This is a genomic window from Pantoea sp. Tr-811 (assembly GCF_011752535.1).
Taxonomy (GTDB): Bacteria; Pseudomonadota; Gammaproteobacteria; order Pseudomonadales; family Pseudomonadaceae; genus Aquipseudomonas.
In genome coordinates this window covers 65,551-89,775 of sequence record NZ_VWXJ01000003.1, presented here as the reverse complement: position 1 = coordinate 89,775, position 24,225 = coordinate 65,551, and the positions used below count along the sequence as shown (strand labels likewise).

The window sequence follows — 24,225 nt, the reverse complement described above, 5'->3', positions numbered from 1 at the left end:
CCATCGGCCGCACCGCTCGGCAGGGTTCATCAAACTGTCACTGAACTGTGGCAGCGCGCCCGAACGAAATTCATCAGACTCGCGCTCTACTGGGGATCTGCATTCTGGTGTTTCTTTCATGCGGGCTTTTTTGCTGTTTTTCTTCTTTATGTTCAGCGCATCGGCAAGCTTCGCCGAACCGCGTTGCGACGCCCACGTGCCGGTGCAACGGGCCGAACTTGGCGAGGTAAGCTTGGTTTACCAGAGCGTCGGTGCGCCGCGTGACCCGGCCTTGTTGCTGGTCATGGGCCTGGGTGGGCAACTGATCCATTGGCCGGACGACGTGGTCGAGGCCTTGTGCCGTCAGGGCTTTCGGGTCATCCGCTATGACAACCGCGATGTCGGCTTGTCTCGCTGGAACCAGCTGCCGCCTTCGGCCAACCTCACCGTCGAGCTGCTGCGTTACAAGCTGGGCCTGCCGGTGGCCGCGCCTTACTCGCTGACCGACATGGCCGGCGACGGCTTGCACCTGATGGATGCCTTGGGCATTGGCCAGTTCCACGTGCTGGGGGTGAGCATGGGCGGGATGATCGCCCAGCACCTGGCGGCCATGGCGCCGGGGCGGGTGCGCAGCCTGACCCTGGTGATGTCCAGTTCCGGCGCTGCCGGGCTGCCGGCGCCGGACCCGGCGCTGGTGCAACTGCTGGCCCGGCGCAGTGCACCGAACCGCGAGGTGGCGATCGAGCAGCAGGCTGACCTGTTGGCGGCACTGGGCAGCCCGCAGGTGCACGATGACCGGGCGACGCTGCTGCACCAGGCGGCGGTGGCCTATGACCGGGCGTACAACCCGGATGGGGCGAAGCGCCAGATCATGGCGATCCTGGCTGAGCCGAGCCGGGTGCAGTTGCTCAATGAGCTGCGGGTGCCGACGTTGGTGGTGCATGGCACGGCCGACCCGTTGTTGCCGGTGATGCATGGGGTGCACCTGGCGGCGCATATCCAGGGCAGCCAGTTGCGGCTGATTCCGGGCCTGGCGCACCGCTTCCAGGAGCCGTTCAAGGCGCCGTTGCTGGCGGCGGTGCTGCCGTACCTGCAATCGCATCGGCAGGATGTCACGCATATTGCCGGGCTTTGAATCATGGCCCTGCGCGGCTCTGGTAGGAGCTCGCGATGCGGTCTCAAGGCCGGGTCGATCCCTTGAACGCTGTTGCACCTGCCAGATCGCATCGCGAGCTTTGCTCGCTCCTACCGGCGACATCGCTCCTTGGTAGGAGCGAGCGCAGCTCGCGATGCGGTCTCAAGGCCGGGTCGACCCCTTGAACCCTGTTGCACCTGCCAGATCGCATCGCGAGCTTTGCTCGCTCCTACCGGTGACTTCACTCCTTGGTAGGAGCGAGCGCAGCTCGCGATGCGGTCTCAAGGCCGGGTCGACCCCTTGAACCCTGTTGCACCTGCCAGATCGCATCGCGAGCTTTGCTCGCTCCTACCGGTGACATCGCTCCTTGGTAGGAGCGAGCGCAGCTCGCGATGCGGTCTCAAGGCCGGGTCGATCCCTTGAACGCTGTTGCGCCTGCCAGATCGCCTCGCGAGCTTTGCTCGCTCCTACCAGGCAGGGGACGTTGGTGCTTAGCCGAGCCCGTATTTCTTGACCTTGTCGAACAAGGTGGTCTTGGCCATGCCCAGCTCCTGGCTGGCCTGGCTCAGGTTGCCACCGGTGCGCTGCAAGGCATCGCTGAGCAGGTTGCGCTCGAACGCTTCCACTGCCTCGGCAAACCCCACCCCCTGGCTGGCACCGCTGGCCGGCCCTTTCTTGAACGCCGGCAACCCCAGGGCATAACGCTCGGCCACGTTGCGCAACTCACGCACGTTGCCCGGCCAGTCGTGGGCCATCAGGCGCGACAAGGTCTGGCTGTCCAGCGTCGGCGCCTCGCGGTCGAAGCGCAGCGCCGACTGCTGCAGAAAATGCTCGAACAGTTGCAGGATGTCTTCCCGGCGCTCGCGCAGCGGCGGCAGCTCCAGGGTCACCACGTTCAGCCGGTAATACAAGTCGCTGCGAAACTGCCCGGCCTGGCCGAGCGCGTCGAGGTCGGACTTGGTGGCCGCAATCACCCGGCAGTCCACCGGGATGCTCTGGTTCGAGCCCAGGCGTTCCAAGGTGCGCTCCTGCAGCACGCGCAGCAGCTTGATCTGCAGGTTGAGCGGCATGCTTTCTACCTCATCGAGGAACAGCGTACCGCCATTGGCGTGCTCGATCTTGCCGATCCGACGCTTGCCGGCCCCGGTGAAGGCGTTGGCTTCGTGGCCAAAAATCTCGCTTTCGAACAGGTTTTCCGGCAGGCCACCGCAGTTCAGGGCGACGAAGGGCCGGCCCTGGCGCCGGCTGAAATCGTGCAGGCAGCGCGCGACCAGTTCCTTGCCGGTGCCGGTTTCACCCTCGATCAGCACGTTGGCCGAGGTATCGGCGACGTTCACGATCAGCTCGCGCAGCTGCTCCATGGCCGCCGAGCGGCCAATGATGCGGCCTTCCAGGCTGTTCTGTTCGGCCAGTTGCCGGCGCAGGGCCACCACTTCACGCGACAACCCGCGCTGCTCCAGGGCGCGGCGCACCACGTCGACCAGACGCTCGGGCGAGAAGGGTTTTTCCATGAAGTCGTAGGCGCCGTTGCGCATGGCACCCACGGCCATGTCGATATCGCCGTGGCCGGTGATCAGCACCACCGGCAGGCTGCGGTCGCGGGCCTTGAGGCGGTTGAGCAGTTCCAGGCCGTCGATGCCGGGCAGGCGGATATCGCTGACGACGATGCCGGCAAAATCGTCGCCAATGCGCTCAAGGGCCTGTTCGGCGCTGCCGACCCCCTCGCAGGCAATGTCTTCCAGGGCCAGTGCCTGTTGGCAGCCGAGCAGCACATGCGGGTCGTCTTCGACGATCAGGACGGTAAGAGGCGCTTGGTTCATGGTTGCTCTGCCGATTCGCTGGGGGGCTTGACCAGGGGCAGGGCGAGGACGAAGGCAGTGCCGCCACTGGCGGGGTGCTCGACGTTCAGGCTGCCCTTGGCAGCGGCCGCAAGGCTCGCTGAAAGGGTCAGCCCCAGGCCCAGGCCATGTTCGCCCGGTTTGGTGGTGAAGAAAGGTTCGAACAGGTGCTTGCGGGTTTCGGCGTCGATGCCATGGCCGTTGTCGCGCACCCGCAGGCGGTACTTGTCGCCTTGCAGCTCGCCTTCGAGCCACAGCTCGGGCAGCGGCTGGGTGGCCATGGCGTCAAGAGCGTTGCCGATCAGGTTGACCAAAATCTGTTCCAGGCGGGTCTGGTCGATGGCCAGTGGCTGGTCGTCGAATTGGCTGTGCAGCTGCAGGTGGCAAGCGCTGATGCGGTTGCCCAGCACCTGCAGGCTGGCCTCCACTGCCTTGGCCAGCGAAGCCTGGCCACTGTCGTCGCCACGCCGGGCGAACGAACGCAGGCTGGCGGTGATACGCCCCATGCGGTCAATCAGGTCGTTCATGGTGCGCAGGTTGGTGCTGGCGGTTTCCAGCGCGCCGCGTTCGAGGAAGCGCACGGTGTTGCCAGACAACGTGCGCAGCGCCGCCAGGGGCTGGTTGAGCTCGTGGGCGATGCTGGTGGACATCTGCCCGATGGCGGCCAGCTTGCCGGCCTGCACCAGTTCGTCCTGGGCGCGGCGCAGGGTTTCTTCGGCGTGGCGGCGCTCGCGAATCTGGCCCTTGAGCCGTTCGTTGCTGGCGCGCAGGTCGGCGGTGCGCTCGGTGATGCGCCGCTCCAGCTGGCTGTTGGCTTCTTCCAGCGCTTCACGGGCGGCCAGGCGGGTGGCGATCACCTTGCGCCGCTCGTTCCAGGCAATGCCAAGGATCGCCAGCAGGGCGAAGGCCACCCCCACCAGGATGCCCTGCACCATGGACTCGCGGCGCAGGTCCTGCAGTGGCGTGAGCAGGGTGAAGTGCCAGGGCGTGTCGGCCAGGCGCCGGGTTTGCGCCAGGTAGGCCACCTCATGGGGCTTGCCCTGGGCCGTTTCGCTGTTGGCCGGGAAGGTCAGTTTTTCCACGCCATCGGCCAGGGTTTCCCGGGCCAGTGGCTGCAGCTCGTTCAGCGGCCACCAGTAGTATTGCAGGCTGCGCGCCAGGCGCTCCTTGATCTGCGGCGTCAGCGGGCGCACCGATTTCAGGCGCCGGGCCGGGTCGCTGGAGAGGATGATGATGCCGTTCTCGTCGCTGACGAAGGCTTCCAGGCGGGCCCGCTGCCAGCGCTCTTCGAGGGTGTCCAGGCGCACCTTGATCACCGCCACGCCAATGATCTTGCCGTGTTCCTCCAGGCCGTGGGCCAGGTAGTAGCCAGCCTCGCCGGTGGTGCTGCCAATGCCGTAGAAGCGCCCCGGTTCGCCGCGCACGGCGTTCTGGAAATAGGCCCGGAACGACAGGTCTTCACCGAGGAACGAGTCGGCATCGCGCCAGTTGCTGGAGGCCTGCACCCGGCCATTGGTGTCGAGCACGAAAATCGCCCGGCTGCGGCTGCGGCGGTTCAGGCCTTCGAGGTATTCGTTGACGGCCTGGCGGTTGGCACCGTCAGGGTCGGTCAGCAGCTGCGAGACGCTGTCTTCGAGTTCCAGCAGGCTTGGCAGGTAGGTGTACTTGCTGATTTCGCTTTCCACGGTGCGCGCGTGCAACTCCAGCGCACGCTCGCCGCTCTCGCTGAGGGTGCGGATACCGTTGCTCTCGCTGATCAGAAAGCCGACCAGCCCCAGGCCGACCATCAACAGGATGATCAGGGGCGGTAGCAGCAATTGGCGGATCAGGCGGGATTTCACGGCGGGCTTGGCAGGGAGAAGAAGCGAAGGGTCGCATTTCATCACAGTGGCCTTGTCACGGCCAGCACCCGCTGCCGGGCCAAGCCCTGCAGCGGTGCCGTTGTTGCCGAATCAGTGTTGCAGGATCTTGCTGAGGAAATGCTGGGTGCGTTCGTGACGGCCACCGGGGTTGCCGAAGAAGTCTTCCTTCTGGCAGTCCTCGATGATGTTGCCCTTGTCCATGAAGATCACGCGGTTGGCCACTTTGCGGGCGAAGCCCATTTCGTGGGTCACGCACATCATGGTCATGCCTTCGTGGGCCAGCTCCACCATCACGTCCAGCACTTCGTTGACCATTTCCGGGTCCAGCGCCGAAGTCGGTTCGTCGAACAGCATGACGATCGGGTCCATCGACAGGGCGCGGGCGATGGCCACGCGCTGCTGCTGGCCACCGGACAGCTGGCCGGGGTGCTTCTTGGCGTGGGCACCAAGGCCTACGCGGTCGAGCAGGGCCAGGCCCTTCTTGGTCGCTTCCGCCTCGCTGCGGCCAAGCACCTTGCGCTGGGCGATGGTCAGGTTCTCGGTGATGCTCAGGTGCGGGAACAGCTCGAAGTGCTGGAACACCATGCCCACCCGCGAGCGCAGCTTGGGCAGGTTGGTTTTCGGGTCGGCGATCGAGGTGCCGTCGACCACGATGTCGCCTTTCTGGAACGGCTCCAGGGCGTTGACGCACTTGATCAGGGTGGATTTGCCCGAGCCCGACGGGCCGCACACCACCACCACTTCACCTTTCTTCACTTCGGTGCTGCAGTCGGTCAGCACCTGGAAGTCCCCGTACCACTTGTTGACGTTCTTGATGGAAATCATACGGTGATCCTTTTTTGCAGGCGCTTGACCAGCCACGAAGCGGAGAAGCTGATAACGAAGTACACGGCCCCGGCGAAGATCAGGAACTCATGGGAGCGCCCGATGATGTCGCCGTTGGCACGTGCCGAATTGAGAAAGTCCACCAGGCCCACGGTATACACCAGCGAGGTGTCCTGGAACAGGATGATGCTCTGTTGCAGCAGCAGCGGGGTCATCTTGCGAAATGCCTGGGGCAGGATGATCAGGCGCATGGTTTGGCCATAGTTCATGCCCAGGGCCTGGGCGGCGCCCATCTGGCCCTTGGAAATCGACTGCACGCCCGCGCGCACGATTTCGCAGAAGTAGGCGGCCTCGAACATCATGAACGCCACCACGCAGGAGGTGAAGGCACCCACCGGGGTGTCCTCGCCGGTGATCCAGCGCAGCACGAACGGCACCGCCAGGTAGAACCAGGTAATCACCAGCAGCAGCGGAATCGAACGGAAGTAGTTGACGTAGGCACCGGCCACCCGCGACAGCAGCTTGCTCGACGACAGGCGCATCAGCGCCAGGATCGTGCCCAGCACGATGCCGCCGACCACCCCCATCACCATCAGCTGCAGGGTCATGACCATGCCGTCCCACAGGGCTGGCAGGGCCGGGATGATTTCAGTGAAATCCATGTCCATTTACTTGCCCCCCACGGAGATCAGGCCAGGCACGGCGACTTTCTTCTCGACCATGCGCATCAGCAGCATCAGGCCCATGTTCAGGGTGAAGTAGATCAGCGTGGCCAGGGTGAAGGCCTCGAACAGGTTGGCCGAGAACTCGGCGGTCTGCTTGGTCTGCGCGAGCAGTTCCATCAGGCCGATCAGCGAGGCCACCGAGGAGTTCTTGAACACGTTCAGGAACTCTGAGGTAAGCGGCGGAATGATGATCCGGTAGGCTTGCGGCAGCAATACGTTGTTGTAGATCTGCGGCAGGCTGAAGCCCATGGCGCGGGCGGCGGCTTCCTGGCCGCGGGGCAGCGCCTGGATACCGGTGCGCACCTGCTCGCACACCCGCGCGGCGGTGAACAGGCCCAGGCAGATGACCACGCTGATCAGCGCCGAGGTGGTCGGGTTGAGGTCTTGCTTGAACCATTCCTGCAGGCCTTCGGGCAGCAGGTCGGGCACCAGGAAGTACCAGATGAACAGCTGCACCAGCAGCGGCACGTTGCGGAACAGCTCCACGTAAGCGGTGGCGATGCCCGCTACCAGGCGGTTGGGCACGGTGCGCATGACGCCGAGGACCGACCCCAGCAGCAGTGCGATGACCCAGGCGGAGATGGCGATGGCGATGGTCCAGCCCAGACCGGTGATGTACCAGTCCAGATACGTCTCGCTGCCCACGCCGGTGGACTTGAAGAACACGCCCCAGTCCCAGTTGTAATTCATCGGGATTTCCCCTCAGACGGTTGTTTCACGGGCACCTTCGAGCATCCGAGGGCGGCAACCGCCCTCGGATGAAAGGTTAGACACTAATGAGTGGCCTGCAGAATTGATTCGTGCTGTTGAGCACCAGGCCACTATCTGAAGGTCAGGACTTCTTCTCGTCCGCAGCCTTGTCGGTTGGCTCGGCGATCAGTTTCTTCAACTCGTCGCTCATCTTGAAGTTCAGGTTCAGGCCTTTCGGTGGGATCGGCTGGGTGAACCACTTGTCGAAGCTCTTGTTGACTTCGCCCGACTTGAAGTAGGCAACGATGGCGTCATCGACCGCTTTCTTGAACGCCGGGTCATCCTTGCGCACCATGCAGCCGTAGATTTCGTACGACTGCGGGGTGCCGGTGATGACCCAGTCGCTTGGCTTCTTGGCCTTGGCCATTTCGCCGGCGAGCAGGGCGTCGTCCATCATGAAGGCCACGGCGCGGCCGGTTTCGAGCATGTTGAAGGCTTCACCGTGGTCCTTGGCGGAAATCACGTTCATCTTCATCTGCTTGTCGGCGTTCATGGCCTTGAGCAGGCGCTCGGAAGTGGTGCCGGCGGTGGTCACGACGTTCTTGCCGGCCAGGTCAGGGAAGTCTTTGTAGGACGGCTGGCCGTCCTTGACCTTGGTCAGCAGGCGGGTGCCGACTTCGAAGATGCCGACCGAGAAGTCAACCTGCTGTTGGCGCTCGACGTTGTTGGTGGTGGAGCCGCACTCCAGGTCCACGGTGCCGTTCTGCACCAGCGGGATGCGGGTCTGGGAGGTGACGAGGTTGTACTTGACCTTGATGTCGGTGCCCAGTTGCTTCTTCAGGGCGTCGACCACGGCCAGCTGGATGTCGTGGGAGTAGCCTACGGGCGTTTGACCGCCGGCCAGGTAGGAAAATGGAATGGACGAGTCGCGGTGACCCAGGGTGATGGTGCCCGAATCCTTGATTTTCTTCAGGGTGCCGGTCAGGTCTTCGGCCATGGCTGGCGAAGCGATGATCGCCGCAGCGATAGTGGCGCCCAACAGATGACGAACGATACGCATCAAATTTTCCTCGACGTGTTTGTTTTTTTTATGGAGCCGTTGGCGGACTCTTTCGTTCAACGAATACAGCAAGAAGCGAGTGCATTCGGCTACCAAGTGTAGAGCATGAGTCGTGCCAAGCTCTGGCATTGATCATAACGCTGTGAAAATGCTGGGGATTAAGGTTTTCTTACTTCTTATTTCCGAATTTCTTCGTCCGGCTTTCCGAATGAATGGCCAAAAAGGGTTCGGCTATCCGAATGGTCGGGTGCGGCGGGCTGTGGCATTCATGTACAGCCCGTGCGGTGCGATGAGGGGGTGTACTGCAGGGCCTTTTTCAGAGGCCGTGACCATGCCTGCCACTAACCCCCCTGCGATGACACCCGGATCCATCGATGAGCTGCTGGCCAGCCATCTGCCTGCCTGGTTGAGCCAGGCACCTGTCGACCGCCTGAACGCCTTGCGCCGTGCCCTGCGGCGGCAGGAAACCGCCACCGGGCGCCTGGCCCCCGTGTTGGCAGCCATTGCTACACCGCAAGCCTTCGCCGCGCCGCTGCTTGAAACCTTGCTGCGCAATGCCGGCTTGGGCCAGCTCGACAGCCGCCGCGTGTGGGTGCGTATCGAGCAGGAAGTGGAGCTGCCCACGGCCGCGCCACAGCTGCCCAGGCCGCGCTACACCCATGTGTCGCGCCAGAGCCTGCTGGCTGCAACGCTGCACAACTTTCATATCGGCGAGACGCGGCCGTCGATCCTGCGCAAAGCGCAGTTGCAGGACGCCAGCGGCAATCGCCTGGCGCTGGGCTTCGAACGCTTCGCCGGGCTGTGCCGGGCGCTGGATGTCGGGGGCCGCTACCAGGTGCACCTCACGGGCCTCTTGCGCCCAGCGGCGGACCCTGCCCGTAGCGAACAGGTTCAGCGCGGGTTCGAAGAGGCCCTGCAGGCGCACATGGACGTGGCGGTGCGCATGGCTGCGCTCAAGGGTGAGCTGGACGAGCAAGGCTATTTGCAGCTGTTGCCGCTGATTTCCGCCAAACCCATCGTTGCCCCGGCACCGGGCGTGGTCACGCCACGCCAGCTGTACCTGCTGGGCAAGTGCATACGTGGGGTGGTTGCTGTCGAGGTGCGTGCAGCGGTTGGCGGCCCCGTGCAATCGGTGATCGCCTACTTGCCGGGGCAGACGGTCACGCGGCATGCCTCCTGGCAAGCGTTGTACGACCGCTTGGCCGAGCGCTTGCGTGAACAGCCGTATCGCCGCTACTTCGCCCGCTTCATCAGTGAGCGTGACCGGGCGGGCTTCGCTGTTGCGCTGAAGGCACAACTCGACGCGGCCGGTGACGGCGTGGCGCAACTCGATGGCCGGCATCTACCGATCGACGGGAACCTGTGGGTTTACCTGGCGAGCCAGCAACTGGACAAGATGATCGATGATGCCCGGGTGCTCGTGGTGCCCACCGGTGACGAAGATGAACAGCAAAGGCGGGGGCGCCTGGATGGCTACACGTCACTGGGCCTGGAACTGCTCAACCTGGCCAGTTTGTTCGTGCCGGTGCTGGGCGAAGTTATGCTGACGGTTGCCGCCGTGCAGTTGGCCGCCGAGGTCTATGAAGGCTACACCGCCTGGGCGATCGGCGACCGCCAGGCCGCGTTCGATCACCTGTTCAACGTCGCCGAAAACGTCGCCATCGGTGTGCTGGCGGCCAAGGGCGGCAATGTGGTGCGCAACCAGTTGCAGCGTGTCGCGTTCGTCGACGAACTGGTGCCGATCGCCTCGGCCGATGGCCGTATCCGCTTGGGCACGGCTGGCGCGGCAGACTGGGTGGAACCGCAGCACTGGGCTGAGGATGGCCAGCTGCTGCGCGGGTTCAGCAGCCGCCTTGAAGACGTGAGCGATGAAATGGCTACCGAGCTGATGCAGATGACCGGTTTTAACGCCGACCGCCTGCGCCACCTGCACCTGGCGGGTGAAAACCTGCCGGCGCGGGTCTACGACGCCCTGGAGTACTACCAGCTGCACGAGCTGCACCCGTTGGAGCACGGCGAGGCCCTGGAGCAACGCTTCAGCGATCGCCAGACCGAAGCCACCGGTGACGAGGCGCTGCTCAAACGCGACTTTCCAGGGCTGACCACCCGTGGCCTGCAGGAAGTGTTCAGCCAGGCCAGCAGCGCCGAACTCGACAGCCTGGTACAGGCGCAGCGGGTGCCGTTGGCCATGGCCGAGCGCGCCCGTTGGTATGTGCGCGAGTATCGCCTGGACCGTGCCAGTGCGGGGCTGCGCCTGGCCAGGGCGGCCAATGAAGACAGCGAATGCCTGGCGTTCGGTGTTCTTCAGGCGCTGGCGCCCCCGGCGCCCAGCCGACGGTTGGAATTGCGCGAGGGGCATGCGGGCGGCCGGCTGATCGCATCGATGGGCCAGGAGGCCGCCGAGGATGTCGAGCATGTGCTGCGTGTTGCCCAGGGTTACCAGCTCGACGGCGCCCAAGGGCCCGCGCAAGGGTTGCTGCAGGTATTGCTCGCCACATTGGACGATGAACAGCAAGCGCGCTTGGGCAGTGCGAGTTCACTCACCGCCGAAGGCCTGGCAGGGCAATTGCTCGCGGCGGCAAGCAGGGACCGTGAGCAGGTGGCGGGCATCCTGGGCATGCCACCCATCGGTGCCGGCCTGCGCCCTCCGAGCCGGTTGGGTGACGGGCGTGTGGGCTTCCTGCTGAGCGGGCGCGGCGGCGGTAGCCAGCGCTCGATCAGGCGGGGGTTCCAGCGCATCTACCCGTTGCTCACCGAAGACCAGATGGAGGCCTACCTGCTGGATGTGCTGGAGCATGGCGAAAGCCTGTGGGACCACTATGGCCATGTCCAGGCTCAACTGACACGCCTGCGCCACGCCTTGAACACCTGGCAAAGCCAGGCCAGCGGCGTGCGCGACAGCTTGCGGCGACGGCGCGTGGCCACCCAGTTTCGGCGTGCCTGGCGGCGCAAGGTTTCGAACGTTGCCGATGAATTCGTGTTGGTCATCGATGGCGAGCCGGTCGGTTCCCTGCCGAGCCTTCCGCGCACGGTGCGCTACAGCCATATCCAGCGCCTGACCTTGAGCAACATGGACCTGGCCGAGCTGGACGAGGATTTCATCTTGCGCTTCGACATGCTGGTCGAGCTTGACCTGCGGGGTAACCAGTTGAGCGCCGTGCCCCGTGGTGTGGAGCAGCTACGCAACCTGCGCCAGCTGCACCTGGGCAACAACCAGATCGTCATGGACGCGGCCAGCCAGCGGCGCCTGGCTGGCCTGGCACGCCTGCAGGTGCTCGACCTGTCGATGAACCCGCTCGGCTATGCGCCAGACCTGCGCAACTTGCGTAACCTGCGCACCATCCGGCTCAACGGTGCCGCCCTGGATGCGGTGCCTGAGAATACGGTGTGGCGGGCGCAAATGGACCTGCGCGAGAACAATATCAGCCGGATTCGCATGAGCCTGGACGACCTGCGTAGCCGGGTGGACCAGCTATCGCTGCACGACAACCCGCTGGACGCTGCCAGCGAGCAGTTGTTGGATGAAGCCGCAGGCGGGGTGCAACCAAGCGCCCGTGGCAGTGCCAGCCACCGCCACCGCCGGGTGAATGAGGCCTTGCTCGAGCGATGGCTGGGCGAGGACGCCGGGGTGATGCGTGAGGAGCGTCGCAAACTGTGGCGTGCGCTGCGCCGGGAGCACGGTTCATCGGCGCTGTTCGTCTACCTGGCTGATTTCGTCGATTCCGAAGACTTCCAGCAGCACCCCGGCCACTACCGGGCCAGGGTGTGGCGGGTGCTGGAGCTGTGCGCCGAACACACCAGCTTGCGTGAGCGGTTGTTCCTGCAGATGGCGGGCCCGCGCACCTGCGAGGACCGCTTGTTGCTGATTCTCGGCCAGCTGGAACTGGGCGTGCTGGTCGAGAAGTACACCGCCAACGCGAGGCCGGCGCAGGTGGAAGAAAAAATGCTGGAGCTGGCGCGCGCGCTGTTTCGCCTCGATGAAGTCGACCATCAGGCGACGCTGCATATCCAGCGCATGGAGGCGGCAAATAGCCCGCACATCGATGAAATCGAAGTGCAGCTGTTCTATCGCCTGAAACTGGCGGAGGCCCTGGAGTTGCCGATCGAGTTGGATTCGATGCATTACGAGGCATTCGCTCATGTCAGCACCCGTGACCTGATCAACGCGCAGGAGCAGGTGCTCAGGGCCGAAACGCCCGAGGCGATCGTCGAGTCCCTGGCCCAGCGGCCCTTCTGGGAGGCCCATGCCCGCGAGCGTTATGCCGACCGGTTCAGCGCTGAAGCCGAGCGCGTTCAGACACTGCTGGAGGAGAGTGAAGCGGAACTCAAGCGTGGCGAAATCGACGAGTGGCTGTTCAACCGGCGCAGCATCAGTTTCATGCATGAGTACGAGGCGGCGGAACGCCGGCTGATCCAGACCCTGGCCAGGGAGGTCTACCAGCGTCTCAACCCCTGAGCGCTCAGCGCCCCCATCAGGGTGGGGGCGCGGTTTGGCTCAGGCGGCACGCACCTGGGGTTGCTGTTTGAGGTAGTCATCCAGCGCCTGGCGTTCGGCGGCGCTGGTGAACAGGCCAAGCTTGGTGCGGCGCCAAAGAATGTCGTCGGCACTGCGGGCCCACTCTTCGCTGCACAGGTAGTCCACCTCACGGCTGAACAGCCCGGCGCCAATCGGCTGGCCAAGGCCTTCCGGGCCGTTTACACCCTCCAGCAGGCGCCACACCCGCTCACCGTAGGTGGTTGCCCAGCGCTTGGCGATGTCGGCTGCCAGCCAGCGGCAACGGGCCAGCAGCTGCTCGACCAGCACCTGCGCCGACTGCATGTTCTCACCGCCCGGCAGGGGGGCAGCGGCGGTCCAGCTGCCTTTCATCTGCGGGAAGTGTGGCTTGAGCTCGGCCATGGCCGACTCGGCCAGCTTGCGATAGGTGGTCAGCTTGCCGCCGAACACCGACAACAGCGGCGCCTGCTGCGCACCGGCCGACAATGCCAGGGTGTAGTCGCGGGTGACGGCCGACGGGTTGTCCGACTCATCGTTGCACAGCGGGCGAACACCCGAGTAGGTGTGCAGGATGTCGCCACGCTCGATCTGGTGATTGAAGTGCCCGTTGACCACCTTGAGCAGGTAGTCGGTTTCCTGTTCGGTGATTGCTACCTGGGCCGGGTCGCCGCTGTATTCGCGGTCGGTGGTGCCGATCAGGGTGAAGCGTTCCAGGTACGGGATGCAGAAGACGATGCGCTGGTCTTCGTTCTGCAGGATGTAGGCATGTTCGCCTTCGTACAGGCGCGGCACGATCAGGTGGCTGCCCTGGATCAGGCGGATGCCGTAGGGCGCATCGAGCTTGAGGTCGTCCTTGATGAAGCTGGCCACCCACGGGCCTGCGGCGTTGACCAGGGCACGGGCACGAATGGTCTGCAGGCTGCCGTCGGCATGTTGCAGTTCGACTTGCCACAGGCCATCGACGCGCTCGGCGCGCAGGCAGCGGGTACGGGTGTGAATGTGCGCGCCGTGTTCACGGGCGGCCATGGCGTTGAGCACCACTAGGCGGGCATCGTCCACGGCGCAGTCGGCGTATTCGAAGCCTCGGGTGATGGCTGGCTTGAGCGGGTAGCCCGGGCCGAAGCGCAGGCTGCGCGAGGCGCCCAGGCGCTTGCGCTTACCCAGGTGGTCGTAGAGGAACAGGCCGGCGCGGATCATCCAGGCCGGGCGCAGGTGCGGGCGGTGCGGCAGCACGAAACGCATTGGCTTGACGATGTGCGGGGCCTTGGCCAGCAACACTTCGCGTTCTGCCAGGGCTTCGCGCACCAGGCGGAACTCGTAGTGTTCCAGGTAGCGCAGGCCGCCGTGGATCAGTTTGCTGCTGGCCGAGGAGGTGTGCTGGGCCAGGTCGTCCTTTTCGCAAAGGAACACTTTCAGGCCGCGCCCGGCGGCGTCGGCAGCGATGCCCACGCCATTGATGCCACCGCCGATCACGGCGAGGTCATAGCAGTCGGCGGGGCTGGGCTGGGACGAAACGGGCTGGGACACGGGCAAGGCCTCCTGGGGCTGTTCGCAGCGAAAGTGAACATTGATGTTCGTTTGCGAAAATACTAGCGCAACAGAAAGCCGGTCGCCAGTCAGTTTCTATAGAAAAAACGGATTGGATGACAGGAAAGTGAACATTTACGAAAATTGCGTGAACGGTTTTAACCGAGTGGCGCATCCAAGGCGAACAAACAAGGCGGTCGCGCGCGATGGCGCAGGCGATACTGGCCCGAAACAAACGTAGGAGCGAGCGCAGCTCGCGATGCGCCGCGCGGGCGGCGCTCGATCTCCCAGGCAATACAAGGCCAATGCCGGACCTCCGAGGCCCTCAAACCACCTCAAGCCGAATCTTGTTCTGGTTCAACAACTGCGTCAGCCCCGGTGCAGGCGCCTGGTCGGTCACCAAACAATCCACCAGGCTGATCGACCCCAGCCGCACCATGGCATTGCGCCCGAACTTGCTGGAGTCGGCAGCCAGTACCACTTGCCGTGCATTGGCGATGATCGCCTGGGACACCCGCACTTCCTGGTAATCGAAATCCAGCAGGCTGCCGTCCTCATCGATGCCACTGATGCCCACCAGGGCGAAATCCACCTTGAACTGGTTGATGAAGTCGACGCTGGCCTGGCCCACCACACCGCCGTCACGGCGCACCGTGCCACCGGCCACCAGCACTTCGAAATCATCCTTGGCGGCAAGGATCGCGGCCACGTGCAGGTTGTTGGTAATCACCTTGAGGTGGCTGTGGTTGAGCAGCGCCCGGGCAATCGATTCGGTGGTGGTGCCGATGTTGATGAACAGCGAGGCATGGTCGGGAATCTGCCGGGCCACGGCTTCGGCGATGCGCTGCTTCTCGTCACGCATCTGGTCGGCGCGCATGGCATAGGCGGTGTTCTCGACGCTCGAATCGTAGGCGGCGCCACCGTGGTAGCGGCGCAGCAGGTTGAGCTCGGCGAGCTGGTTGATGTCGCGTCGGATGGTTTGCGGGGTGACGACGAACAGCTGCGCCATTTCCTCGATACTGACGTAGCCGCGGTCGCGGACCAGTTCGAGGATTTGTTGTTGGCGTGGGGGCAGATTCATGGGCGGTCCTTTGGGGCTGCCGGACAAATGCTGCAATGATGCCGTAGGACAGGCCCTACGGCCAGTGGACCATTGGGCTGGTGTAGGAGCGGGCTTGCCCCGCGAACACCGGCGCAGCCGGTGCCATGCACCGCGGTGCTTGCTTCGCGGGTCTAGCCCGCTCCTACAACCGATGCTGGCTTAGACGTCGTGATCTTCCCAGTCACGGGTGCGCTCGACGGCCTTTTTCCAGCCGGCATACAGCTTCTCTTTCTGCGCCTCGTCCAGCTGCGGGCTGAATTCACGCTCGATGATCGCCTTGTCGCGCAACTCTTCCAGGCCGCTCCAGAAACCACAGGCCAGGCCTGCGAGGTAAGCCGCGCCCAAGGCAGTGGTTTCACGCATTTTCGGGCGCTCCACGCAGGTGCCGAGAATGTCGGCCTGGAACTGCATGAGGAAGTTGTTGGCCACCGCGCCACCGTCCACGCGCAGCTCCGACAGGCGCTGGCCACAGTCCTGCTGCATGGCGTCGAGCACATCGCGGGTCTGGAAGGCGATCGACTCCAAGGCTGCACGGATGATGTGGTCCACCTTCACGCCACGGGTCAGGCCAAACAGCGCGCCACGGGCATAGGGGTCCCAGTAGGGGGCGCCGAGGCCGGTGAAGGCCGGCACCAGGTACACGCCGTTGCTGTCCTTGACCTTGCTGGCGAAGTACTCGGTGTCCAGCGCGTCGTTGACGATTTTCAGCTCGTCACGCAGCCATTGCACGGTGGAGCCGCCATTGAACACTGCGCCTTCCAGGGCATAAGCCACCTCGCCACGCGGGCCGCAGGCGATGGTGGTGAGCAGGCCGTGGGACGACTTCACCGCCTGCTCGCCGGTGTTCATCAGCAGGAAGCAGCCGGTGCCATAGGTGTTCTTGGCCTGGCCCGGCTCCACGCACATCTGGCCGAACAGCGCCGATTGCTGGTCGCCGGCGATACCGGCGATGGCGATGCCGCTCTTGGTGTGGCCGTACACCTCTGAGGACGGGCGCACTTCAGGCAGCATCTGCCGTGGGATACCGAGGATTTCCAGCAGCTTGTCGTCCCACTGCAGGCTGTGGATGTTGAACATCAGCGTGCGCGAGGCGTTGGTGTAGTCGGTGACGTGTACCTTGCCGCCGGAGAATTTCCAGATCAACCAGGTGTCGACGGTGCCGAACAGCAGCTCGCCGCGCTCGGCGCGTTCGCGGGCGCCCTCAACGTTGTCGAGGATCCACTTGAGCTTGGTGCCGGAGAAGTACGGGTCGGTGACCAGGCCTGTGGTTTCGCGAATGTAGTCTTCATGGCCATCGCGCTTGAGCTGGGCACAGATCTCGGTGCTGCGGCGGCACTGCCAGACGATGGCGTTGTACACCGGGCGGCCGGTTTCCTTGTCCCACACCACGGTGGTTTCGCGCTGGTTGGTGATGCCCAGCGCCGCCACCTGGGCATGGCTGATGCCTGCCTGGGCCAGGGCCTCGACCATGGTCGCGCTCTGGGTGGCGAAGATTTCCATCGGATCGTGTTCGACCCAGCCGGCCTGCGGGTAGTGTTGGGCGAATTCACGCTGGGACGTACCCACCACGTTGGCATCGCGGTCGAAGATGATCGCGCGCGAGCTGGTGGTGCCCTGGTCCAGGGCGATGATGTAGTTCTTATCCTGGGTGTCTGTCATGGTCGTAGGCCTTGCATAAAAGGGGAGGTCAGGGCGCCAGCATCACTGGGCTTGAGTATCGCCCTGGCGATTGTCGTTTGTCTCTGGGGCCGCGCCTGGCGTTGCGGGCAGGTTGCGGGCAATCAGGCCGCGATAGGTCGCCGCGCCCAGGCAAGCGCCGAGGATCGGTGCGAACACCGGCACCAGGAAGTACGGAATATCCCGGCCGCCAGTGAAGGCGATTTCGCCCCAGCCGGCCAGGAAGGTCATCAGTTTGGGCCCGAAATCCCGGGCCGGGTTCATCGCAAAGCCGGTCAGCGGGCCCATGGCGCTACCGATCACGGCGATCAGCAGGCCGATCAGCAGCGGGGCCATGGCGCCGCGCGGCAGGCCGTTGTTGTCGTCGGTCAGGGCCATGATCACACCCATCAAGATGGCGGTAATGACGACTTCGACCAGAAATGCCTGGCCGGTGGAGAGCGATGGATGGGGGTAGGTGGAGAACACCGACGCCAGTTCCAGGCTGTCGGCGCTGCCGCGCAGCATGCTGTGGGCCTGTTCGAAATCGAAGAACAGGCTGCTGTAGAGGGTGTAGACCAGCGCCGCGCCGCAGAACGCGCCGAACACCTGGGCCACGGCATAGAACGGCAGCTTGCGCTTGTCGAAGCCGGCGAACAGGGTGAGGGCGATGCTCACCGCCGGGTTCAGGTGCGCGCCGGAGATGCCGGCGGTGAGGTAGATCGCCATGCTCACGCCGACCCCCCAGATGATGCTGATTTCCCACAGGCCGAAGCTGGCGCCTGCCACCTTCAGGGCGGCGACGCAGCCGGTGCCGAAGAAGATCAGCAGCGCGGTGCCGAGGAATTCGGCCAGGCACTGGCTGGACAGTGTGGGTTCGCGTTGAGCAGTCGTCATGTATGACCTCGTTGTTTTTGTTGTGAGGCGCTAGGCGCTCGACAGCAAAGCCTGTGGTCGATCCCCATTGACCACGGGCGGATGTAAGAAATGCACCTTAAAAGGGCACCATTTATTCAGAAACGAAAAAATATAGACAAGAAACGCTTATGTCAAAGGTCGAAAGTGAACGGCCAGTCACGTTTTGGACGCTGTTTTTCCGGGGTGATGCCCGTGGTAGAGGGGCGCGTCAGCCCTATGCTGGCTGTGTTGTAGGAATTGCCCTAAAGTAGCCGCCGACCTGTCCCAGACCGGAGCACTGCATGACCCCCGCCCTCGACCTGTTGAAAAAAGCCCGTGCCGAACACCGCGTGCACAGTTACGAACATGACCCGAAATCGGCGTCTTATGGTTTGGAAGCGGCGGAAAAGCTCGGGCTCGATCCGCAGCAGGTGTTCAAGACTTTGCTTGCGAGCAGCGAGAAAGGTGAGTTGTTGGTGGCGGTGGTACCGGTGGTGGGCACCCTCGACCTCAAGGCCTTGGCCCATGCGGCGGGGGTGAAGAAGTGCGAGATGGCCGACCCGGCGGCGGCGCAGCGGGCCACGGGGTATCTGGTTGGGGGGATCAGCCCGTTGGGGCAGAAGAAGCGCCTGCGTACCTTTATCGATGATTCGGCGCAGCAGTTTGCAACCATCCATGTCAGTGCCGGGAGGCGGGGACTGGAGGTGGAATTGGCGGCGGCGGTGTTGGCCGAGCATACCCAGGGTAAATTTGCCGGGATCGGTCGCGGCTGAGGTGGTTGGGGCTGCGTTGCAGCCCATCGCGACCTCTGGTCGCTCCTACCAGGAAAAACGCATTCCGGTAGGCGCGACCAAAGGTCGCGATGGGCCGCAAGGCGGCCCCAACCCATCAGCGATCAGGTCGCCGAACTGTACCGGCGCACCCCACTTTCCTGGCGCGGCAACTGCGCTGCGACACTGCCCGGCACCGGGAACAGCACCAGGTGGTCGGCCTTCACCGCGATCCCCACATCCTCACCCAGCTGATGGTCGACATGGCTCGGGAAAATCGCTTCCAGCTGGCTGCCGGTGGGCAATTGCAGGCGGTACAGCGTCGAAGCCCCCAGGAAGCTCTTGCCAACGATGTTCGCCTGCAGCGCGCTGCCCGGTGCCGGCACGATGTCGTCGGGGCGCAGCAGCACGTCCACTGCGCTGCCAGGGGCCAGGGTGTAGGCGCGGTTGCCACGCAGCTCGCCAAGCTCGGTGTTGACCGCCTCATGGCTGCTCATCTGGCCACGGATGAAGTAGCCCTGGCCGATGAAGCTGGCAACGAACGGCGTTTGCGGTTCGTGGTAGAGGTTATAGGGCGTGTCCCACTGCTCCAGCCGGCCTTCCTTGAACACCCCAACGTGGTCGCTGACGGCAAATGCCTCTTCCTGGTCATGGGTGACCAGAATCGCGCTGGTGCCACGGCTCTTGAGGATGTCGCGCACCTCGTGGCTCAGGCGCCGGCGCAGCTCCACATCCAGGTTGGAGAACGGCTCGTCGAGCAGCAGCAGTTGCGGCTCCGGCGCCAGCGCCCGGGCCAGGGCCACGCGCTGTTGCTGGCCACCGGACAGCTCGTGCGGGTAACGCCCGCCCAGGCCCGTGAGCTTGACCAGTTCGAGCATTTCCTCGATCACCTGCGCCTGGCGCGGGTGCTTGGCGATGCCGAAGGCGATGTTTTGCGCCACGGTCAGGTGCGGGAACAGGGCGTAATCCTGGAACACCATGCCGATTCGGCGTTTTTCCGGCGCCAGGGTGAAGCCGGCGCGGGAAATGACCTCGCCGGCCAGCTGGATCTCACCTTCGTGCACCGGCTCGAAGCCGGCGATGGCGCGCAGGGTGGTGGTTTTGCCGCAACCGGAGGAACCCAGCAGGCAACCGATGTCGCCTGCGTTCAGGTGCAGGTTGAGGTTCTGGACGATGCGCTGGTCGCCATAGCCGCAGGCGAGGTTGCGCAGGTTGAGCAGTAGGGGTTGACTCATGCGTGGTGGTAAGCCGGTTCGACAAGGAATTCGAGAAGGGCCTTCTGTGCATGCAAGCGGTTTTCAGCCTGGTCCCAGGCGACCGAACGAGGGTCGTCGAGCAGGTCATGGCTGATTTCCTCGCCACGGTGGGCGGGCAGGCAGTGCATGAACAGGGCGTCGGGTGCCGCCAGGTCGAGCAGTGCGCGGGTGACCTGGTAAGGCGCAAAATGCGCCAGGCGCCGTGCAGTTTCCTCTTCCTGGCCCATGGAAGTCCAGACATCGGTGGTCACCAAGTGCGCACCGCGCACGGCTTCCTGTGGGTCGCGGATGATCTGCACGCGGTCGCCACCCAGGGCCATGAAGCGTGGGTCGGGCTCGTAACCCTCCGGGCAGGCGATGCGCAGCTGGAAGTCGAACTGCCGGGCGGCCTCGATGTAGGAGTTGCACATGTTGAAGCCATCGCCGATCCAGGCCACGGTCTTGCCCTGGATCGGGCCGCGGTGTTCGAGGAAGGTCTGCATGTCGGCCAGCAGCTGGCACGGGTGCGACTCGTCGGACAGGGCATTGATCACCGGAACCCGCGACTTGGCGGCGAATTCGGTGAGGGTGCTGTGGGCGTGGGTACGGATCATCACCACGTCGAGCATGCTCGACAGCACGATGGCGCTGTCGCCGATCGGCTCGCCACGGCCCAGCTGGGTGTCGCGCGGCGACAGGAAGATGGCCTGGCCGCCGAGCTGGATCATGCCGGCTTCGAACGACACGCGGGTACGGGTGGAGGACTTCTCGAAGATCATCCCCAGCACGCGGTTCTTCAGCGGCTCGAACAGTACGCCGCGCTTGCGCAGGTCCTTCAGCTCGATGCCTCGGCGGATCACACCGAGCAATTCGTCGGTGGTGAAATCCAGCAGGGAGAGAAAGTGCCTAGCGCTCATGATTGACTACCTTATCTGCAACGGTATGCAGGTCGACCGTATGGTTTTTTTTGACAACGGGAGTGACCTGCGGCGTAAGCCGCACGGGGCGGACGAAATGGGGAAAGGCGCAATACTATAATTAAATGTCGCCTGAAACCAAGAGGGGAAACAGCGGCCTTGAGCAAAGGATGTTGCAAAGGGTGTCGCACCCCTGGGGCCAGTGCTGTTTTTTATTTGCTACAGACGGTTGTACACGGCTTGCTGGCAATTTGGCAAATGCCTGTGCTGAATCGTGCGCCTGATGTCGCGCGATTCACGCCACGAAGCACGCTGGCCGGGGCTGAGCGGCCGGCGCATAGTCGGTGCTCGAGCATTCCCTTCATCGGCAAGGTTAGAGGCGGCCATGACCAAGACCCTGCACCATCGTGCCTGTCACCTGTGCGAAGCCATCTGTGGCCTGAACATTGAAGTCAGCCATGAAGACGACGGGCGGGCGCTGATCAGTTCGATCAAGGGCGACGCCCAGGACCCGTTCAGCCGTGGCCATATCTGCCCCAAGGCCGTGGCCCTGCAGGACATCCAGAACGACCCGGACCGCCTGCGCCAGCCCCATCGCCGGGTAGGCGAGCAGTGGCTGCCCATCGGCTGGGAAGAAGCCTTCGAGCTGGCCGCCGACAAACTGTGGGCCATCCAGCAGGCCCATGGGCGTAATGCCGTGGCGGTGTACCAAGGCAACCCCAGCGTGCACAACTATGGGTTGATGACCCACAGCAATTACTTCCTCGGCCTGCTCAAGACCCGCAACCGGTTTTCCGCCACCTCGGTCGACCAGTTGCCCCAGCACCTGACCAGCCACCTGATGTACGGCCATGGCCTGCTGCTGCCGATTCCAGACATCGACCACACCGGCTTCATGCTGATTCTCGGCGGCAACCCACTGGCCTCCAATGGCAGCATCATGACCGTGCCGGATGTGGAAAAGCGCCTGAAGGCCCTGCGTGGGCGCGGCGGGCGGTTGGTGGTGGTCGACCCGCGGCGCAGCGAAACGGCAGCCATGGCCGATACCCACCTGTTCATTCGCCCCGGTGGCGACGCCGCCTTGCTGTGTGGCCTGCTCAACACCCTGTTCGACGAAGGCCTGGCCCGCGGTTCGCATTTGCCGGTGAATGGGCTGCAACAGGTGCGTGAAGCCATTGCCCCGTTCAGCGCCGAGGCCATGAGCGCACACTGCGCCATTCCAGCCGCGGTAATCCGCCAGTTGGCGCGCGACTTCGCTGCTGCCGACAAGGCCGTCTGCTATGGCCGCATGGGGGTGTCCACCCAGGCCTTCGGCAGCCTCTGCCATTGGCTGGTGCAACTGCTCAACCTGGTGACCGGCAACCTGGACCGCGAAGGCGGTGCATTGTGCACCGAGCCTGCCGTGGACCTGGTGGCAACCACCTCGGGCGGCCACTTCAATGCCTGGCAGAGCCGCGTATCGGGCTTGCCCGAATACGGCGGCGAGCTGCCGGTGGCGGCCCTGGCCGAAGAAATGCTGACCCCAGGCGAGGGCCAGGTGCGCGCCCTGGTGACCGTGGCCGGCAACCCGGTGCTGTCCACGCCCAATGGCCGCCAGCTGGACGCAGCACTGGAGGGGCTGGCGTTCATGCTCAGCATCGACCTCTACATCAACGAGACTACCCGCCACGCCGACCTGATCCTGCCGTCCACCTCGGCGCTGGAGAACGATCACTACGACAGCACCTTCAACCTGCTGGCGGTGCGCAACGTCACGCGCTTCAACCGGGCGATTCTGGCCAAGCCGGAGGGCGCCCTGCATGACTGGGAGATCTTCGTCGGCCTGGCCCAGGCTTTTGCCCGGCGTGCCGAGCTGGAACTCAAGCCCACCTGGCCGCCGGCACAGATGATCGACCTGGCCTTGCGCAAGGGGCGCTATGGCGAGGCGTCTGCCTGGAAGCTGTCGCTGCAGGCGCTGGACGAACACCCCCACGGCCTTGACCTGGGGCCATTGCGGGCGAACCTGGGCGCGCGCCTGGCCACCCCCAGCCAGGCGGTCGAGGCCGCGCCTGCGGTACTGCTCGACGACCTGCAGCGCCTGGCACGCCAGGCGCTGCCCATGCCCGGCGAGCTGCTGCTGATTGGCCGGCGCCACGTGCGCAGCAACAATTCGTGGATGCACAACTTTCATCGGCTGGTCAAAGGCAAGCCGCGCCACCAACTGCTGATGCACCCCCAGGACCTGCAGCAGCGCCAGCTCCAGGATGGCCAGCGGGTACGCATTCGTTCGCGCACCGGCAGCCTGGAAGTGGAAGTGCTGGCCAGTGACGAGATGATGCCCGGCGTGGTCAGCCTGCCCCATGGTTTCGGCCATGGCCGCCAGGGCGTGCAACTGCAGGTGGCCCAAGGGCAGGCCGGAGTCAGCGCCAATGACCTCACCGATGAATGCCTGCGCGATCAGGTTTCCGGCAACGCTGCGCTCAATGGTGTGCCGGTGCAGGTGGAGGCCGCGTGAGCGACGGTAAGGCCGAGCATGCTGCTCGGCTTTCCGATACAATGCGTCACCGTGCCGACGACCGCGTCGGAAAGTTCAGCTGAGGTGCTACATGGATATCATCGATACGATCAAAGAGCAGATTGCCAACAACACCATTCTGCTTTACATGAAAGGCTCGCCGAATGCCCCGCAGTGCGGGTTCTCGGCCAAGGCATCGCAGGCTGTGATGGGTTGCGGCGAGAAGTTCGCTTACGTCGACATCCTGCAGAACCCGGAAATCCGCGCCAACCTGCCAAAGTACGCCAACTGGCCGACTTTCCCGCAACTGTGGGTCGCCGGTGAGCTGGTTGGCGGTAGCGACATCATGCTGGAAATGTTCGAGAAGGGTGAGCTGCAAACCCTGATCAAGGAAGCGGCCGCCAAGGCCAAGGCTTCCGAAGCCTGATTATCAGGCAGCCATGAAAAAACCCGCTCAAGGCGGGTTTTTTTATGGGGCGGCGTTTTAGCGCGCGGCTTACTCTTCGCCCATCTGCGATTGCAGGTAGTTCTCGATGCCGATCTTGTCGATCAGGCTCAGCTGGGTTTCCAGCCAGTCGATGTGCTCTTCCTCGGACTCGAGGATATCTTCGAGCATGTCACGGGAACCGAAGTCGCCGGCCGTTTCGCAGTGAGCAATGGCGGCTTTCAGGTCGACCAGGCCTTTCTGTTCGATCTTCAGGTCGCACTCCAGCATTTCCTTGGTGTGCTCGCCGATCAGCAGCTTGCCCAGGTCCTGGACGTTGGGAATGCCTTCGAGGAAGAGAATACGCTTGATCAGTTTGTCAGCGTGCTTCATCTCGTCGATGGATTCCTTGTACTCGTGCTTGCCGAGTTTGTTCAGGCCCCAATCTTCGTACATGCGTGCGTGCAGGAAGTACTGGTTGATTGCGACCAGCTCGTTTCCGAGGATCTTGTTGAGATGCTGGATGACGCTTACGTCGCCTTTCATGACGGGTTCCTGCCCTGTTGAAGTGTGCCAATACAGGGAAGTTTGAGC

18 protein-coding genes are annotated in these 24,225 nt (G+C 64.0%); 5 read left to right on the top strand and 13 right to left on the bottom strand.

The window, feature by feature from the left end:
- Positions 1-118: 118 nt before the first annotated feature.
- Entirely contained in the window at positions 119-1,114 is a 996-nt protein-coding gene (locus F3J44_RS05380; RefSeq protein ID WP_167070859.1) for an alpha/beta fold hydrolase, read from the top strand.
- 491 nt (positions 1,115-1,605) lie between these two features.
- On the opposite strand, the gene F3J44_RS05375 is transcribed toward F3J44_RS05380, so the two are convergent.
- The 6 genes from F3J44_RS05375 to F3J44_RS05350 all read right to left on the bottom strand — a co-directional run bounded on the left by F3J44_RS05375 (position 1,606) and on the right by F3J44_RS05350 (position 8,114).
- Positions 1,606-2,934 carry a sigma-54 dependent transcriptional regulator gene (locus F3J44_RS05375; RefSeq protein WP_167070459.1) on the bottom strand — a complete coding sequence of 443 codons (1,329 nt, stop codon included), beginning with the start codon at positions 2,932-2,934 and terminating at the stop codon, positions 1,606-1,608.
- Entirely contained in the window at positions 2,931-4,793 is a 1,863-nt protein-coding gene (locus F3J44_RS05370; RefSeq protein ID WP_205299706.1) for an ATP-binding protein, read from the bottom strand. The genes F3J44_RS05375 and F3J44_RS05370 overlap by 4 nt, the downstream gene beginning before the upstream one ends.
- Positions 4,794-4,904: 111 nt before the next feature.
- Positions 4,905-5,639 (bottom strand): amino acid ABC transporter ATP-binding protein, encoded by a 735-nt coding sequence (locus tag F3J44_RS05365; protein WP_167070454.1) that lies wholly within the window; start codon positions 5,637-5,639, stop codon positions 4,905-4,907.
- Positions 5,636-6,307, bottom strand: a complete 672-nt coding sequence (locus F3J44_RS05360; RefSeq protein WP_167070452.1) for an amino acid ABC transporter permease — start codon at positions 6,305-6,307, stop codon at positions 5,636-5,638. Before F3J44_RS05360 ends, F3J44_RS05365 begins: the two co-directional genes overlap by 4 nt.
- On the bottom strand, positions 6,308-7,054 hold the full coding sequence (locus F3J44_RS05355; RefSeq protein WP_167070450.1) for an amino acid ABC transporter permease: 747 nt from the start codon (positions 7,052-7,054) through the stop codon (positions 6,308-6,310).
- Between the two features lie 142 nt (positions 7,055-7,196).
- Positions 7,197-8,114 (bottom strand): glutamate/aspartate ABC transporter substrate-binding protein, encoded by a 918-nt coding sequence (locus F3J44_RS05350; protein ID WP_167271011.1) that lies wholly within the window; start codon positions 8,112-8,114, stop codon positions 7,197-7,199.
- A 355-nt stretch (positions 8,115-8,469) separates the two neighbouring features.
- Here F3J44_RS05350 and F3J44_RS05345 point away from each other — a divergent pair, with 355 nt between their 5' ends.
- Positions 8,470-12,570 (top strand): NEL-type E3 ubiquitin ligase domain-containing protein, encoded by a 4,101-nt coding sequence (locus tag F3J44_RS05345; RefSeq protein ID WP_167271009.1) that lies wholly within the window; start codon positions 8,470-8,472, stop codon positions 12,568-12,570.
- 39 nt (positions 12,571-12,609) lie between these two features.
- Here F3J44_RS05345 and glpD read toward each other — a convergent pair whose 3' ends face one another.
- The 4 genes from glpD to F3J44_RS05325 form a co-directional block, all read right to left on the bottom strand.
- A complete protein-coding gene (glpD, locus tag F3J44_RS05340) occupies positions 12,610-14,136 on the bottom strand; it encodes a glycerol-3-phosphate dehydrogenase (protein ID WP_167271007.1) in 1,527 nt (508 codons plus the stop codon).
- Positions 14,137-14,461: 325 nt separating this feature from the next.
- Positions 14,462-15,217, bottom strand: a complete 756-nt coding sequence (glpR, locus tag F3J44_RS05335) for a DNA-binding transcriptional repressor GlpR (protein WP_167070442.1) — start codon at positions 15,215-15,217, stop codon at positions 14,462-14,464.
- A gap of 180 nt (positions 15,218-15,397) precedes the next feature.
- A complete protein-coding gene (gene glpK, locus F3J44_RS05330) occupies positions 15,398-16,897 on the bottom strand; it encodes a glycerol kinase GlpK (RefSeq protein ID WP_167271005.1) in 1,500 nt (499 codons plus the stop codon).
- A 42-nt stretch (positions 16,898-16,939) separates the two neighbouring features.
- Entirely contained in the window at positions 16,940-17,791 is an 852-nt protein-coding gene (locus F3J44_RS05325; protein WP_167271003.1) for an MIP/aquaporin family protein, read from the bottom strand.
- Between the two features lie 302 nt (positions 17,792-18,093).
- Between F3J44_RS05325 and ybaK the strand changes: the two genes are divergently transcribed.
- Positions 18,094-18,564, top strand: a complete 471-nt coding sequence (ybaK, locus tag F3J44_RS05320) for a Cys-tRNA(Pro) deacylase (RefSeq protein WP_167070436.1) — start codon at positions 18,094-18,096, stop codon at positions 18,562-18,564.
- 122 nt (positions 18,565-18,686) lie between these two features.
- On the opposite strand, the gene F3J44_RS05315 is transcribed toward ybaK, so the two are convergent.
- Both F3J44_RS05315 and argF read right to left on the bottom strand, forming a co-directional pair.
- On the bottom strand, positions 18,687-19,796 hold the full coding sequence (locus tag F3J44_RS05315) for an ABC transporter ATP-binding protein (protein WP_167070434.1): 1,110 nt from the start codon (positions 19,794-19,796) through the stop codon (positions 18,687-18,689).
- Entirely contained in the window at positions 19,793-20,713 is a 921-nt protein-coding gene (argF, locus tag F3J44_RS05310; protein WP_167070433.1) for an ornithine carbamoyltransferase, read from the bottom strand. Before argF ends, F3J44_RS05315 begins: the two co-directional genes overlap by 4 nt.
- 385 nt (positions 20,714-21,098) lie before the next feature.
- On the opposite strand from argF, the gene F3J44_RS05305 reads away from it, so the two are divergent.
- Positions 21,099-23,207 carry a molybdopterin-dependent oxidoreductase gene (locus F3J44_RS05305; protein ID WP_167271001.1) on the top strand — a complete coding sequence of 703 codons (2,109 nt, stop codon included), beginning with the start codon at positions 21,099-21,101 and terminating at the stop codon, positions 23,205-23,207.
- Positions 23,208-23,298: 91 nt separating this feature from the next.
- A complete protein-coding gene (gene grxD, locus F3J44_RS05300) occupies positions 23,299-23,634 on the top strand; it encodes a Grx4 family monothiol glutaredoxin (protein ID WP_016713741.1) in 336 nt (111 codons plus the stop codon).
- A gap of 69 nt (positions 23,635-23,703) precedes the next feature.
- On the opposite strand, the gene bfr is transcribed toward grxD, so the two are convergent.
- The gene (gene bfr, locus F3J44_RS05295) at positions 23,704-24,177 is read right to left on the bottom strand and encodes a bacterioferritin (protein ID WP_167070429.1); all 474 of its coding nucleotides are present in this window, start codon (positions 24,175-24,177) and stop codon (positions 23,704-23,706) included.
- Positions 24,178-24,225: the final 48 nt, after the last annotated feature.